Source organism: Geobacillus sp. TFV-3 (genome assembly GCF_009901865.1).
Lineage (GTDB): Bacteria > Bacillota > Bacilli > Bacillales > Anoxybacillaceae > Geobacillus > Geobacillus thermoleovorans_A.
This window is the reverse complement of sequence record NZ_MPSP01000001.1, coordinates 1,511,808-1,527,612: the sequence shown is the minus strand read 5'-3', so window position 1 is coordinate 1,527,612 and position 15,805 is coordinate 1,511,808. Positions and strand designations below refer to the sequence as shown.

The window sequence follows — 15,805 nt, the reverse complement described above, 5'->3', positions numbered from 1 at the left end:
GCCGAGAAGTCAACTTCGAGCTTCGCGCGGCGGCCGCGGCCCCCAGTACTGGTAGTAATGCGTTTCAATAAAGCCGTTAAACAGTTTGCGCCGCTTCGTCGCCGGGCGGCCGTAATGCGTTTCAAAACCGCGGTGGGCGGTTAAAATGTACACCGACCACGTATCCAAGGCGGCGAAGGCGCGCCCGATGGCGCGATAGAGCGCTTCGACCTCCCGTTGTTTGCCAAGCCGTTCGCCGTATGGCGGGTTGCCGACGATCACCCCGTATTGTGCATCGGTCCGAAACTGCTCGGCGCGGCCCTCCCGAAAAGAAATGAGATCGGCCAGCCCCGCTTCGGCTGCATTCATCTTGGCGATTTCGACCATGTGCGGGTCAAGGTCAATCCCGCAAATATCAATCGGTTGGTCGTAACGCGCCATCTGTTCCACCTCTTGACGCGCCTCTTCCCATACCGATTCCCCGATCAATGGCCATTGCTCCGAGACGAAATCCCGGTTAAACCCCGGGGCGATGTTTTGGCCGATCAGCGCCGCCTCAATGGCAATCGTGCCCGACCCGCAAAACGGATCGACGAACGGTCGCTCGGGCGTCCAGTTGGTGAGCAACACTAAAGCAGCGGCGAGCGTCTCTCTTAGCGGCGCCTCTCCTTGGCGAACACGATAGCCGCGCTTATGCAGCCCAGCGCCGCTTGTATCGATCGTCAACGTCGCGATATCTTTGTGAAGCGCTACCTCGATCCGATACAACGGCCCGGTTTCCGGAAACCACGACAAATGATAGCGCGCTTTTAAGCTTTCGACGACTGCCTTTTTCACAATGGCTTGGCAGTCGGAAACGCTGAACAGCGTTGATTTGACCGACTTCCCGATCACCGGAAACGCGGCATCTTTCGGCAAATAATCAGCCCACGGCAACGCCTTCGTTTGTTCAAACAGCTCGTCAAACGTCGTCGCCCGAAACTCGCCGACTTTCAGCTTTACGCGGTCAGCGGCGCGCAGCCAAAGGTTGGCGCGGCAAATGGCGAGCGCATCGCCTGCAAACGTCACTTTGCCGTTCTCTACTTGGCACTCATAGCCAAGCCGGCGCACTTCTTCCGCGACGACCGATTCGAGCCCCATCGCGGCCGTGGCAATCAGCGAAAACGAAGTCATGGTGTTCCCCCTATCTGACAAGCGTATGTACACTTCTCATTATAGCCATGACAGCGAAAAAAGCCGCAAAAAGAAATGGAAAAGCCCTCCTTCGTGCGGAGGGCTTTTCCACGTTCCAATCACCGCGTTAATCATGTTCTGTAAGCCATGTTCTGTACCTTCGTACTGCAAGCGGCTTTCGCCTCGTACTCCGGCGGCAATCATCTATCTACAGGCAGCGTACGCCGCCTGTCCTTCCCTCCGTTCATTTCCTTCGGGAAGGTGCCCCTACCATCATTTGGGTTTCTCGCTCGTGGGGTTTACCGCGTTCCACCTCTAAGGTTTCCCTTAGAGCTGCGTCACTGTGGCACTTTCAGGGTAATCGAACCATATCCGCATGCGGACGTAGGTTCTTTCCCCGCCGTCAGCCCAGCCGAAGCCAGACTGCCCTAGCTTATGGATTCGCTAGGCACGAACACTACGGGCATCTCAGCACCGTGCGAGCATGGACTTTCCTCTACGGCCGAAACCGGCCGCAGCGATTACCCGAACATGATTAACGCTGCGAGCATCTTACAGTATAGCTGATCTTGGTGTGAGAATCAAGAAGAAAAAATTAGAAATCACCTTCATCAACTTCGCCCTGCCGGCTGGTTATTCATACAGTTTCCGGCCAAATACATGCTTTTCTAAGTTGGAAAGGCGCTGCAAAATGTCGTAGTTCGTCGTTCCCGCCGACATCGCCGGCCGTTTTTGAAGCTCCTCGACTTGCCGCTTCAACCGGGCGTTTTCTTGGCGCAACTCGTCAATTTCTTGCTGAAATGCTTCATAATCTTTAATAATGAGATCCAAAAATTGATCCACTTCGTCTTGGTTGTACCCCCGTATGCTTACCTTAAATTCCTTTTCTAAAATGTCTTTCGGCGTCAGTTTCACTTGATGGGCTGACATGGCTTTTCACCTCAATCCGCATTCAACGATCATCTTCTCTTTATTTTTTCAGAAATTCAGCCAGTTGTCAATTGATGGTTGGCTTGCAGCATCGATCAGGAAACCGCATGGCGCCCATGCAGACTTCCAGACGGAGCCGAAACGCTGTCCTCCCGCCCAAACGCCGCCGGCGTTTTCCATCCGTAAAAAAAACAGAAGCCGACAAAGCGGCTTCTGTTTTGGCCCTTACTATCGCAGCGGAAACGGCGGAAATGGCATCGGCCCCGGACCCGGGCAGTACAGATGGCGGCTGGCAGCCTGAGCCACCGCCGATTCCGTATGCGGAAAATAATGTTGATGTTCATACAGGTGATGATAAACATGCGTCGTATGCGATGGATGGATGTGCGGCACAATCGTTGCTTCGAAGTGATGCAAAACGTTGCAACGAGGCGGATGAACGATCGGCGCCGTTACATTCTGCAGACAATGCATACTATTCCTCTCCTTTCATCGAGTTAGGCTGTAGCTTGACAATACTAGCCTATGATGAGCGGAGTGGACTCGTACTAGTATAAACACCCATTTTGAGCAGCCATTCGCGCCAAAAATCGATCGGCTCTCTCGCCCCCGGTGCTTCGGACGTTTTGGCATCGTCATTCGTCTTTTTGAATCCGTTATACGGCGCCGGCCGCTCTGACGTTCATTAATAGATATAATTGAACACGACAAACGTCAAACCGACGACAATAAAAAAGAGATACAAAATTTTTTTGTACATGCTCCGCATCGTCTTCTTCTCCCTGCCATCGTTTTCGTTCATTCCGATGCCATTGTACACGTTTTTTCTTTTTTCTACAAGATTCACAACAAAAAGACGAAACATTTTCGTTTTCTGTCATATTTTGCGCTTGCCAGGGAAATGGACGAGTTCTCACCCGTTTTTCTTGCGTTCGAGCCGCGCGAGCCGCCTGCGCCATTCCGCTTCTTCTTTCTCGCTATGTTGTCGGCTCATCCTAGCGAGCGACCGCCACGCTTCATATGCCATAACGGCATAACGGTGCGCTTCAACCGCATCCCGGAAATAATGTTCATACACCTTCGCTAGTTCAAGCCCGGCCTTCGCCTTCCAATAGCCATTTCCGTGGACAAACAAGTCGCGCCAAAGGAGAGCAGCCTCTTCATATCGTTTTTCTTTTCGGTATAAAAGCGAAAGCTGCCATTTCGCCGCCTGCGCTTCCTTCGCCCCTTTGCCGCTCGCCTCCTCGTACACCCCCCTTGCAGCCGCTGTTTCCCCGACCGCTTCGAACCAACGGGCGGCGGCCAACTGCTCCTTGGGGTCAGCGAGCCGGTCGGCTTCAAGCAGCTGAACGGATAAGTGAATGTAGAGAGCAATGAGCGACAACACGTCGCGCTCGTTATGGCGCAATACTGGCATGAGCCGGTCTGGATGGGGCGTCTGCAAAAACTCCTTGTACATCATCGGCGCCAAAAAGCCCGGCACATCATCGCCCCGCTCGACATGGAGAATGTGCCGCTCCACTTCCGAAAGGCGCAGCGAATCCAATTTGTCTTTCCATAAGCGGCGGGCGGCATGATACAAATCAAAATGGCCGAACGCCGGCAATTTTGGCACCATATCGCGGACAAGCGCATGGCGCGTTTTGAGGCGCGGCCAGTCGAACGCCTTCCCGTTATAGGTCACGAGCGTCGTGTAATCGACGTCGGACAAAAAGCTTTGATAGAGCGCTGCTTCCGCCCCCGGATGCGGCAAAACATGCTGGCAGACGACGATGCGGTCGCCAAGCACGCGGGCGTAGCCGAGCAAAAACATGACGTTTCCCGCCCCGCTTGAAAGCCCCATCGTCTCCGTGTCAAAAAAGAATAAGTCGCTAACGGCAAAGCCGCGGCAGGAGAGCGGATGGGAAAACGGCGCCTCCTGCCATCTTTCGTGCACCTCATACAGCACTCCGAGCCGATAGCGGCCGTGCTGATAGTCAAGCGGATACACCGTTTCCCGAATGAGGCAGTAATCGCCGGCAAACCAATACGGCTTGGCGCCGTACTCCCGCCAAACGTCGGCAAACGGCACGTCCGCCGCTGGCCGGCTGTCCGGCTGCTCTTCTTTTTCTTCATCAGTTTTCTTTTTATGCCGGGCAGCAAGCAATTCTTTCCATTGCGCCAACTTCGGCTTCATCCGTTCACCCCCTCCTTGCTTGACATCGGCTTGCTTCTATAAGTTGATTCTCCCACACTCGGCAAAAACACGCATGACGACGCTTAAACGGACGGACCGGCCCAAACGGCAAGTTGTTCGTCCAAAAACTGGACAAGTTCGCGCTTCAACGACGGTCCGTCAGCGTTTGAAATGCCGATGCACGATGGGCAGCCGTCCGCACACGGGCAACGTTCGACCCATTCTTTCACATGTTTCATGATCTCTTCATACCGTTCAAACACCGCCTCCGACAGGCCGACTCCGCCTGGATAGCGATCATAAAGGAAAATCGTCGGCCGCCCGGAATGCGGCGCCTTAAGCTGCGGCACAACGTGAAGATCGGAGCGGTCGCACATGACAAACACCGGCACGAGATGACCAAGCACATTAGCCATGCCGATCAGCAATTGCTCAAACAACGCCGGGGAAAAGCGCGATGGCACCGCCTCCCACTCCATCCACGCCGCTGACGTATGAAGCGTTTCCTCCGGAAGGCGGATTGGCCCTGAACCGATGTTTTCAAACGTGGACAGCTTCAGCTTTTTAAAAATCGTCGCCATCGCTCGGACCGATACATCACCGTAACGCACCGCCATTTGTCCGCGCGTTTCGCTCCGGTCTTCCGACAGCACATCAAGCCGGACAGCCAAATTGGCGTCCGTAAAATATTCAACATCGACTTGGCGGACGTACGCCTTTTTCTCCTCCCAGTCGAGCTTTTCGACTTGGTATTGTGCTCCTTCGTGCAAATAAATCGCTTCATCATGAAGCAACGTCATCGCGCTGAAGCGGTCCATTTCGCCGATGACGCGATGACGGGCAGTGTCGGAAATATCGATGATGACGACGTTTTCCTGAGCCGCGGAGCGCAAACTGATATCATGCGCGGGAAACGCGTCGCTCATCCAGTGCCAGCGCCCAGCGCGCTCGTGAAGCACCCCTTGCTCAGCCAAAAAGTCGAGCACCTCTTCGACTTCAACGCCGCCGAACGTCTCGCCGCGCCGAAACGGAAGCTCATAGGCGGCGCATTTGATATGATCAACCAAAATAAGCAGGTTGTCCGGGTTGATGCGCGCCGTCTCCGGCGAGCGGCCGAAAAAGTATTCTGGATGGGAGATGATGTACTGATCAAGCGGACTCGAGCTTGCGATCATGACAACGAGCGAATCGCCCTGGCGCCGGCCGGCGCGCCCGGCTTGCTGCCACGTGCTGGCGATCGTTCCCGGATACCCTGTTAAGATGCACGCTTGCAACTGCCCGATATCGACGCCGAGCTCGAGCGCATTCGTACTGACAACCCCGATAATTTCGCCGCTGCGCAGCCCTTTTTCAATGGCGCGCCGCTCGTTCGGCAAGTAGCCGCCACGGTAGCCGCGGATCGTCGTATCGCCGATTCGTTCGTTCACCACCGCCTGCAAATGGCTTAAAATCAACTCGACACGGACGCGGCTGCGGGCGAAAACGATCGTCGGAATGCGGTTGACAAGCAGCTGTCTTGCGAGCTCAACAGCCGTTTTTGTCGCACTTTGGCGGATGTTCATCGTTCGCTCGACAATCGGCGGATTGTAAAACACGAAATATTTCCGCCCGCGAGGCGCCCCGTTGTTGTCAATAAGCGTCACCGGTTCGCCGATCAGCCGCTCCGCCAACTCTTTCGGATTGGCGATCGTCGCCGACGTGCAAATAAACGTTGGTCGACTCCCGTAAAAGGCGCAAATGCGCTTTAAGCGGCGGATGACGTTCGCCACATGGCTGCCGAATACGCCGCGGTATGTATGCAGTTCATCGATGACGACGTAGCGCAGTTGTTCAAAAAGTGAAATCCATTTCGTATGGTGCGGCAAAATCGCCGTGTGAAGCATGTCCGGGTTGGTGATGACAATATGACCCACCTGACGGATTTGTTGCCGCAACGCCGGCGCCGTGTCGCCGTCGTATGTATGGCTGTAAATCGGCACGCCCATCTCGGCGATGATCTCGTTCAGTTCATTCTTTTGATCTTGAGCGAGCGCCTTTGTTGGAAAAATATACAGGGCGCGGCTCGATGGCTCTTTGGCAATGGCATCGAGCACCGGCAAATTGTAGCAAAGCGTTTTCCCTGAAGCGGTCGGCGTCACGGCAACAACGTTCCGCCCGCTTTGGACTGCGTCATAAGCGGCCGCCTGGTGCGTATACAACGAAGCGATGCCGCGCGCTTTGAGCGCCGCGCGCAACCGCGGATCGAGTTCGTCTGGAAACGGAACGAAATTCGCTTCTTTCGGTTCGATTTCATGCCAATACACGACATTCGGATCTTGGCGAAGCTGTTCGATCCATTCCGAAAGCGTCTGTTTTTTCACGTCGCATATCACCTCGTTTCTATTTTACATGCATTCCGTTTGTTTGCACGAAAAAAACGCTGCAAAGAGGCAATCCCCTCCCTTTTGAACTTTGAACCCGGCAAGTGGATAGGTGTCAGGGCCAATCGAGCGGCAGCGCCTTCAAGAATATCCAAGCGATTTTTTGGAAAACGGGCCGCCTTCTTTCAATCTTCTCCATCAAAGAGGCATTCACATGAACCGAATCGTTGGCTGGTTATTCTTTTTTGCACAAAAAAACGTCCAGCCGCTACAGCTGGACGGAATAGGCTCCACGATAGCCGAGCCTTGCCGACAGTTCTTGGCCGATCTGGCGCATGCGCACAGTGAGCGATGTGATGCGGTCGTCCGTCATGCGGATCGTCGGGCCGGAAACGCTGATTGCCGCGACGACGCCGCCGGTATAGTCAAAAATCGGAACGGCCACGCAGCGGATGCCGTACTCGTTTTCTTCCAAGTCAAGCGCATACCCGTTTTGCCGGACGGTCTCAAGTTCGCGGAAAAATGCCTCGCGGTCGGTGATCGTCCAATCGGTATGCTTCGGTAGTCCTTTCCGATCGATGATCTCTTCAGCCACGGCGGGCGGCAAATGGGCTAAAATGGCCTTGCCGACCGCCGTGCAATGCATCGGAGCCCGTTTGCCGACTTTGGAGTGCATGCGCAGCGTCTCCGTTCCTTCCAATTTTTCAATATAAATGACTTCCCCTTGGTCATAGACGACGAGATGGATGACCTCGTTCGTTTCTTTTTCAAGCTGGCGCAAATATGGCTTCGCCTCCTGGCGCAAATCGATCGAATCAAGCAGCTTCGAGCTGAGCTCTAAAAACTTGTAGCCAAGCTTATACCGCTCCGTTTCCGGATGTTGTTCGATATAACCGTATTGGGCGAGCGTCGTTAAAATGCGGTACACCGAACTTTTGTTGATGTCCATTTGTTTTGCGATTTCCGTCACACCCAGCCCGTCCTTTTTCGTGCTGACGATTTCGATGATTTGCAGCGCCCGGCGGACCGATTTGACCATGTTTTCTCTTTCCATCGCATTCACCTCAATTTATTCTCTCTGCTCGCTATTATACACGAACGGCCGGGCTTTCGCAGGTGAGCGGCGCAAACGGCGCCAAAAGCGAAACACGATCATAGCGGAATACATTTCCGGTATAATCCCAATCAGCAAACATATTTCCTTCGATTTCGCGGATCACTTCATCGTTCACCACACCGGCGCGAATCGCGCCGTCGGCGAGAAAACGAACAAATTTCATCGGCAGTTACCCCTCTCTGACACGATCTTGTTCCTCGTCTTTTTCCTTGATTCGAGCCACTCCGGTCTCCATGGCGGCGCGGGCGACGGCGGAAGCCACCGCTTCGACAACACGCCGGTCAAACGGGTTCGGGATGACGTATTCCTCGGTCAACTCTTCCGGCTGGATCAGCCCGGCGATGGCTTCGGCAGCAGCAATTTTCATCGCCTCATTAATTTGCGTCGCCCGCACATCGAGCGCACCGCGGAAGACGCCGGGGAACGCCAGCACGTTGTTCACTTGGTTCGGCAAATCGGACCGGCCGGTCGCGACCACGGCGGCGCCGGCGGCTTTTGCCTCATCTGGCATGATTTCAGGAACTGGATTCGCCAAAGCAAAAACGATCGCTCCTCGATTCATCATCCGAACCATCATCGGCGTCAACGCTCCCGCCACGGAAACGCCGATAAACACATCTGCCCCTTGTATCACTTCCTCGAGCGGTCCGGAGATACGGCGGCGGTTCGTTTGCCGGGCAATTTCTTCTTTCATGGCGTTCATTCCGTGCGGACGCCCTTCATAAATCGCTCCTTTTGTGTCGCAAACGATCAGTTCACCAACCCCCATCGACAGCAGCAATTTGGCGATCGCCACCCCAGCAGCGCCGGCGCCGTTGATGACAACCCGGCAACCGGCAAGCTGTTTGCCGACCACTTTCAAGGCGTTCGTCAGCCCAGCGGCAACGACGATGGCCGTTCCGTGCTGATCGTCATGAAACACCGGAATCGCCATCTCTTGGCGAAGCCGCTCTTCAATGACAAAGCAGGCGGGGGCAGCAATATCTTCCAAATTGATGCCGCCAAACGCCGGTTCAAGCAGCTTGACCGCTTGGATGATTTGTTCCGGATCTTCGGTATCGAGGCAAAGCGGCACGGCATCGATGCCCGCAAACGCTTTGAACAAGGCGGCTTTTCCTTCCATGACCGGAAGCGCCGCCCGCGCGCCGATGTTGCCAAGCCCAAGCACCGCCGTGCCATTTGAGACGACGGCGACAAAATTTCCCTTCGCCGTGTAAGTGTATATTTCATCTTGGTTGATATAAATTTCCTTGCACGGCTCAGCCACTCCCGGAGAGTAAATGACGCTTAAGTCATGCGCATCCGCTACGGACACCTTTACTTCGACGGATAGTTTTCCTCTCGCTTGCTGATGGACCAATAATGCTTTTTCTCTCAAATTCTCCATTTTTGATCCCTAGCTGCCAACCTGATTCCATTTCCTTGTTCCGTCTTTTGTGCTGCTTTGTCTTCGACAACCGACCAGTCGCAACTAGGAACTGCCCTCCTTTCGTTTTTTCAAAATTTTCTGACCATGTTGGATAGGAAGGAACAAGGGCGTTTCCCCTTGTTCCTCCAATAATCACCCGTTCATGGCTGAACAGCAGCAAATTTCGCTTTTGCTTCTTGACGGCGACGGTGCAAAATCGGCTCTGTATAGCCGTTTGGCTGTTCATAGCCAAGGAACACGAGATCGCACGCCGCTTGAAACGCCACCGAATCATCGTAATTCGGCGCCATCGGGCGATAGTTTGGATCGCCGGCGTTTTGTTCGTCAACGACTTTCGCCATCCGCTTGAGCGTCTCGAGCACTTGCTCTTTCGTGCAAATGCCATGATGGAGCCAGTTGGCAAGAATTTGGCTCGAGATGCGAAGCGTCGCCCGGTCTTCCATCAGTCCGACGTTGTGAATGTCCGGCACTTTTGAGCAGCCGATCCCTTGGTCGATCCAGCGGACGACATAGCCTAAAATGCTTTGGCAGTTGTTGTCGAGCTCTTCTTGAATCTCTTCCGCCGTCCATTGCGGATGATCAACGACCGGGATTTGCAACATGTCGTCGCGGTAATCGGCCCGCTCGTTCGCCAGCTCGCTTTGCACAGCGGCGACGTTCACTTGATGGTAATGAAGCGCGTGGAGCGTGGCGGCTGTCGGCGACGGCACCCATGCCGTATTGGCGCCGGCTTTCAGCTGCGCTCCTTTTTGCTTCAACATTTCCGCCATCAAGTCCGGCATCGCCCACATTCCTTTGCCGATTTGCGCCCGTCCGCGGAAGCCGACGGCAAGCCCGACGGCGACGTTCGATTTTTCATACGCCTGCAGCCAAGTCGATGATTTCATATCGTTTTTGCGCAGCATCGGCCCCGCTTCCATCGACGTATGAATTTCGTCTCCGGTCCGATCGAGGAAGCCGGTATTGATAAAAATGATGCGGTCACGCACTTGGTAGATGCAGTTTTTCAAGTTGAGCGACGTCCGGCGTTCTTCATCCATCACGCCGATTTTAATCGTGTTGCGTCGAAGGCCGAGCATATCTTCGACGCGGTCAAACAGCTCGTTGGCAAACGCCACTTCGGCCGATCCGTGCATTTTCGGCTTGACGATGTAAATGGAGCCTTTGCGCGAATTCAAGTAACGCGTATTGCCGATGAGCGAATGTTTCATAATCAAGCTGGTCATGACGGCGTCCATGATTCCTTCATGAACTTCCTCGCCATTCGCATGCAAAATCGCGTTGTTCGTCATTAAGTGTCCGACGTTGCGCACGAACAGGAGGGATCGGCCCGGCAGCACAAGCTCTCCGCCATCCGGCGTTTTGTATACGCGGTCCGGATTCAACGCGCGCGTCATCATTTTGCCGTTTTTCTCAAATGTCGCCGTCAAATCGCCTTTGACCAAGCCAAACAAGTTGCGGTAGACGAGCACTTTGTCTTCGGCGTCAACAGCCGCCACTGAATCTTCGCCGTCCATGATCGTCGTGACCGCCGCTTCCAACACGATGTCTTTCACGCCGGCTTTATCCGTTTGTCCAACCGGATGGTTGCGGTCGATTTGAATTTCAATGTGAAGGCCATTGTTTTTCAGCAACACCGCTGTCGGATGTTGCGGGTCGCCTTGGAAACCGACAAATTTTTCCGGCTCTTTCAGCCCCGTCGTCACGCCGCCTTCGATTGTCACGACAAGCTGGCCATCAACAACCGCATATTGAACAGCATCTTTATGGGAGTATTCCGCCAGCGGCACTGCTTCATCCAAAAACTTCCGTCCATAGGCGATGACTTTCGCCCCGCGCACCGGGTTGTACGACGAACCGCGCTCGGCGCCGTCTTCTTCGCTGATGGCATCGGTGCCGTACAGCGCATCATACAAGCTGCCCCAGCGGGCGTTGGCGGCGTTTAACGCATAGCGGGCGTTCGTCAGCGGAACGACGAGCTGCGGCCCGGCTTGCACCGCAATTTCGTCATCGACGTTATCCGTTGTGATTTCAAAATCCTCGACTTCTGGCTCCAAATAGCCGATGTCCGTCAAAAACGCTTTATATTCGTTAAAATCAAAACGGCCGCGATGCGCTTTATGCCACTCATTCAATTTTTCTTGAATTTCGTCGCGGCGGGCAAGCAATTCTTTATTGCGCGGCGTCAAATCGACAATGAGCGCGCCGAAGTCGCGCCAAAACTGATCTTGATCCAGCCCGCTGTTCGGCAGAAGCTCCTCGTTGACAAAATCGTACAGCACTTTGGCGACTTGGATGTTCCCTTTTTGTACATATTCGCCCATCGTCCTCTTCCCCTCTCTTGTTTCTTATTACGAAACATTGTTTCTTAATAACTCTAAAAAGATGATAGCATGAAACGAAATGGCTGACAATCATTTTCACAAAATTTTTATTTCACTGTCGACGGCATCTTTGTCTCTACACACCGCCCCGGCGTTGGGAACAGCTTGCCGGCGTTGAGCAAGTTTTTCGGATTAAATACATCGCGAATCGCTGTTTGCGCCAAAATCTCTTCATCAGTGAAAATGAAGCGCATCTCTTCTTTTTTCTCAATGCCGACACCATGTTCCCCTGTAATCGATCCGCCGACCGCCGCGCACGCCTTGAGGCATTCGCTTCCGGCGGCAAGCGCCCGCTCCGTCTCCCCGGGCTTGCTTGCATCAAACAGCACAAGCGGGTGCAAATTGCCGTCGCCGGCGTGGAAAATGTTTGCGATTCTAAGTCCATACTTGCGGCTGATGTTGGCGATTTCCCTCAGCACTTCCGGCAGACGGCTGCGCGGAATGACGCCGTCTTGCACTAAATAGTCGGGCGAAATCGCCCCCATGGCGCCAAACCCGGTTTTCCGGTTTGCCCACCAGCGGGCCCGCTCTTCTTCCGACTGGGCGACTTTCACTTCACGCACATGATGGCGTCGGCAAATCGCCAAAATATCGTCGATTTGTTCGTCGATCCCGGCGGAAATGCCGTCCACTTCAATAAGCAAAAGCGCCGCGATGTCTTTCGGATGCCCGACCGGAAACGCGGCTGCTTCGACCGCCTCGATGGCCGTTTGATCCATCATCTCAAGCGCCGCCGGCACGATCCCGGCGGAAATGATGTCGGAAACGGTCTGGCTCGCGTCTTCCACTTCATCAAAATAGGCGAGCACCGTCTGTTTCGCCTCCGGATTTTTCAGCAAGCGGACGGTAATTTTCGTCACGATGCCAAGCGTCCCTTCCGATCCAGTCAACAGCCCGAGCAAATCATAGCCGGGCGGATCGGGAACGCCGTTTCCGCCGATTTCAGTCACTTCGCCGTTTGGCAAGACGACTTCAAGCCCTAAAATATGGTTCGTCGTCACCCCATATTTTAAGCAGTGGGCGCCGCCGGCGTTTTCAGCGACGTTGCCGCCGATCGTGCAGCAATATTGGCTTGACGGATCGGGCGCATAGTAATAGCCGCGGTGGGAGACGGAGTTCGTCAGCTTCAAGTTGACAAACCCCGGCTCGACGACAGCGCGTCGGTTTTCGAGATCGACGTGCAACAGCCGCTTCATCCTTGTTAAGCTGATGACGACTTCGCCATTCAACGGAATCGCCCCGCCGCTTAACCCTGTGCCGGCGCCGCGGGCGAGAAACGGCAAATCATGTTCATGGCAATATCGGACGACCGCCGCCACTTGCTCCGTGCTGTTTGGAAATACAACCGCCCTTGGCAAATGGCGATGGACGGTAAAGCCGTCGCAGTCATACGCCATCAAATCTTCTTTCCGGTATAAAATCGCCCGTTCCCCGACGATGCGGGCGAGCGCCTGAATGTGCGGGTCGTTCGTTGCAATGGACCGTTTTCTCATATGCGCACGTCCTTCCCTTCTTCTTTTTGGTACGCCCAATCCAACAGCTGCACCGTATGGACGATTTTCTGGTTTCGTCCATGTTTCATGACGCCAAGCGCCATTTGCAGCATGCAGCCCGGATTGCCCATCGAAATGAGCTCCACCTCTTGCGGCACGTTTTGCATTTTGCTCTCTAAAACGGCTTGCGCCATCTCTGGATGGGTGAGGTTGTAAATCCCCGCGCTGCCGCAGCAACGGTCTGCGTTTGGCATGGCGACCATTTCCACCCCCGGAATGCTTTCGATCAAAGCGCGCGGTTCTTTGCGGATGCCTTGACCGTGGACCAGGTGACACGCATCATGATACGTCAGGCGCACGTTCAATTCCACTTTCGGCGGTTTGAAGCCGGTGTCATGCAAAAATTTCGACACATCCTCGACCTTCGCGGCAAATCGCTCCGCTTTTTCATGCCATTCCGGATCGTGGCGGAACAGTTCCGGATATTCTTTCAACATGCAGCCGCAGCCGGCGGCATTGACGATGATATAGTCAACATCTTGAAACGCCTCGATATTCTGCTTGGCGAGCTTCCGGCCCGTTTCGCGGTCGCCGGCGTGAACGTGAAGCGCGCCGCAGCACGTTTGGTTCGGCACGATGACGACATCGTTGCCGTTATGGGTCAATACGCGGATCGTCGCTTCGTTGATGTCGGAAAACATCACGTCCATGACGCAGCCGGTCAAAATGGCGACTGTCCGTTTCGTTTCCCCCTTCGCCTTAATGAGCGGCTGATGTTTATACTTTCTCCGCACCGGCGTGCCAACCGAAGGCAAAATCGCTTCCATTTCAGCCAGGTGATCAGGCATCATCCGCAGCAGTCCGGTTTTGCGCGCTAGCGTCTGCAAACCGCTTTTTTGGTACAGTTTCAGCAAGCGGCCGAGCCAATCGAGGCGCGACGGATGCGGAAAAATGCCTTTTAAGAAAACGTCGCTGACAAGCGCTTTCCAACCGGCAAGCGGCACCGCCTGGCGAAGCTGGCCGCGCACTTGTTCAATGAGCCCGCCGACATCGACATCGGCCGGGCAAGCCGTTGTGCAGGCGCGGCAATCCAAGCATGTAAAAATCGGATCGAGCAAATCAGGCGTCAACTCAAGCTTCCCCTCGCCGACTGACTTCATGAGATGAACGCGGCCGCGCGGGGAGTGCTGTTCTTCACCCGTCTGTTCGTACGTCGGGCATGATTCCAAACACATGCCGCAATGAACGCAATCCGCCCACTTGCTCGGGTCCGGCAAATCGGGAAAACGATAGTTGCCAAGACTTACGGTCGCACACGCTGGGTTGTCCGCCCGTTCATTGGTCATCATGCTCATCATTAAATCCCCCCAATAAAACGTTGATCGTTGACCGTTTTGTTCGGATCGATTTTCCGCTTAATGCCTTCGAGCAAGAAAAAGTACGACGGCTTTCCGCCCCAGACGTCGACACGCTGGCGGAGCGAAAACGGCAAATGTTTCACGATGGCGTAGCCGCCCAAGCGAACCGCCGTTTGGCGCAGCTCTTCGATCGCGGTCAACACCCCCTCTTCGCTGCCGTGCACATACGCCTGGCAAAGACCGTGGCCCAACCCGCCGTGCGCCTCGATGCGGATATGGCAACGGTCAGCAATTAAAACACTTTCACGCAAGATGGAGAGCACATCCAGGTTGACGACGCCGATTTTCACCGCTGCTTCAATCCCGTTTTCCGCCTGCGCCAGACGCCCGTTCGGCGCAACCGTATTAAACGTCCGCCAAAACGCCGCCGCCTCTTCCCCAGCTAAGACGGCCATCTCGGCCGCTTTCGGCCGCAGCCGTTCGACCCAATGCTCTTGGTAATGGACGGCGTTTTCCACATCTTCAAACCCAATCACAAGCGTATAAACCGGCCGCCCCGTCAGCCGCTCGGAAAGCGCCGGATTGAGCAGTTCAAAACAAACCGGCTCCATCATCGTGTCAAGGAACGAAACAGCAAAAGAACGGATGTCATGAAGATCGCCGCTTGGGAACGACAGCAACACAACGCTTTCATATTTCGCCAGCGGCCGGAGTTTTAACGTAATCTCGCTCAGCACCCCAAGCGTCCCCATCGCCCCAATGAACAGCTTGTTCATATCGTAGCCGGCGACGTTTTTCACCACTTTGCCGCCGGAGCGGATGACGGTCCCGTTCGGATAGACGATGCGCAAGCCGATGACCGAATCGCGCGCCGACCCGTAGCCAAGCCGCTTCGGCCCGCTGTCGTTCGCCGCAATGACCCCGCCGATCGTCGCTTCGTCCGGCCAAAACGGGTCCAAGGCGACCTTTTGCCGATACGGAGCAAGCGCGCGCTGCAAATCGCCCAACACCGTCCCCGCTTTGACGGTAACGGTCATATCGGCAGCCGCATGTTCGACAATGCCGGCATAGCGTTCCAACGACAGCAAGATGTCCGCCCGTTCCCGCTGCCCGCCGAATCCCCGCTTTGTGCCGCGTCCAGCGATGACGACTTTTTTGCCATGGCGGTCGGCATAGCGGAGCACCGCAGCGATTTCTTCCTCTGTTTGCGGATAGACGGTCACCGCCCCATCATTGCCGAGGGGGTGGAACGATTCATTCCGTTTGATTTGTTCGGGATGCAAAAACGCCTGCAGCTCCTCCATCCATGTCAATGAAAGCATGAGCGCCCTCCTTCGTTTCGTAATAAGAAACGATGTTTCTTTTTATCTTCAAAAAAAGCGAACCGCTCGAACCGTTTTCTTCAG

The 15,805-nt window shown here is 54.8% G+C and carries 12 protein-coding genes and 1 other RNA gene; all 13 read right to left on the bottom strand.

The window, feature by feature from the left end:
• Positions 1 to 9: 9 nt before the first annotated feature.
• Positions 10 to 1,152, bottom strand: coding sequence for a THUMP domain-containing class I SAM-dependent RNA methyltransferase (locus BJQ97_RS07770; RefSeq protein WP_160156131.1), 1,143 nt, complete (start codon positions 1,150 to 1,152; stop codon positions 10 to 12).
• A gap of 136 nt (positions 1,153 to 1,288) precedes the next feature.
• An RNA gene (rnpB, locus tag BJQ97_RS07765) (RNase P RNA component class B) lies at positions 1,289 to 1,685 on the bottom strand.
• 100 nt (positions 1,686 to 1,785) lie between these two features.
• The gene (gene gpsB, locus BJQ97_RS07760) at positions 1,786 to 2,082 is read right to left on the bottom strand and encodes a cell division regulator GpsB (RefSeq protein ID WP_011231037.1); all 297 of its coding nucleotides are present in this window, start codon (positions 2,080 to 2,082) and stop codon (positions 1,786 to 1,788) included.
• Between the two features lie 228 nt (positions 2,083 to 2,310).
• The gene (locus tag BJQ97_RS07755) at positions 2,311 to 2,556 is read right to left on the bottom strand and encodes a CotD family spore coat protein (RefSeq protein WP_160156130.1); all 246 of its coding nucleotides are present in this window, start codon (positions 2,554 to 2,556) and stop codon (positions 2,311 to 2,313) included.
• A gap of 439 nt (positions 2,557 to 2,995) precedes the next feature.
• Positions 2,996 to 4,258, bottom strand: a complete 1,263-nt coding sequence (locus BJQ97_RS07750; RefSeq protein WP_160156129.1) for a ribonuclease H-like domain-containing protein — start codon at positions 4,256 to 4,258, stop codon at positions 2,996 to 2,998.
• A gap of 83 nt (positions 4,259 to 4,341) precedes the next feature.
• Positions 4,342 to 6,618, bottom strand: a complete 2,277-nt coding sequence (locus tag BJQ97_RS07745) for a DEAD/DEAH box helicase (RefSeq protein WP_160156128.1) — start codon at positions 6,616 to 6,618, stop codon at positions 4,342 to 4,344.
• A gap of 268 nt (positions 6,619 to 6,886) precedes the next feature.
• Positions 6,887 to 7,672, bottom strand: a complete 786-nt coding sequence (locus tag BJQ97_RS07740; RefSeq protein ID WP_160156127.1) for an IclR family transcriptional regulator — start codon at positions 7,670 to 7,672, stop codon at positions 6,887 to 6,889.
• 34 nt (positions 7,673 to 7,706) lie between these two features.
• Positions 7,707 to 7,898 carry a DUF2437 domain-containing protein gene (locus BJQ97_RS07735; protein WP_236567176.1) on the bottom strand — a complete coding sequence of 64 codons (192 nt, stop codon included), beginning with the start codon at positions 7,896 to 7,898 and terminating at the stop codon, positions 7,707 to 7,709.
• A 6-nt stretch (positions 7,899 to 7,904) separates the two neighbouring features.
• The gene (locus BJQ97_RS07730; RefSeq protein WP_160156126.1) at positions 7,905 to 9,122 is read right to left on the bottom strand and encodes an NAD(P)-dependent malic enzyme; all 1,218 of its coding nucleotides are present in this window, start codon (positions 9,120 to 9,122) and stop codon (positions 7,905 to 7,907) included.
• 182 nt (positions 9,123 to 9,304) lie between these two features.
• Positions 9,305 to 11,488: a malate synthase G gene (locus tag BJQ97_RS07725; RefSeq protein WP_160156125.1), complete on the bottom strand. Its 2,184-nt coding sequence runs from the start codon at positions 11,486 to 11,488 to the stop codon at positions 9,305 to 9,307.
• A 107-nt stretch (positions 11,489 to 11,595) separates the two neighbouring features.
• Positions 11,596 to 13,041 (bottom strand): FAD-linked oxidase C-terminal domain-containing protein, encoded by a 1,446-nt coding sequence (locus BJQ97_RS07720; protein WP_160156124.1) that lies wholly within the window; start codon positions 13,039 to 13,041, stop codon positions 11,596 to 11,598.
• Positions 13,038 to 14,399, bottom strand: a complete 1,362-nt coding sequence (locus tag BJQ97_RS07715; protein ID WP_160156123.1) for a (Fe-S)-binding protein — start codon at positions 14,397 to 14,399, stop codon at positions 13,038 to 13,040. The genes BJQ97_RS07720 and BJQ97_RS07715 overlap by 4 nt, the downstream gene beginning before the upstream one ends.
• Positions 14,399 to 15,721, bottom strand: coding sequence for an FAD-binding oxidoreductase (locus tag BJQ97_RS07710; RefSeq protein WP_160156122.1), 1,323 nt, complete (start codon positions 15,719 to 15,721; stop codon positions 14,399 to 14,401). Before BJQ97_RS07710 ends, BJQ97_RS07715 begins: the two co-directional genes overlap by 1 nt.
• Positions 15,722 to 15,805 lie beyond the last annotated feature (84 nt).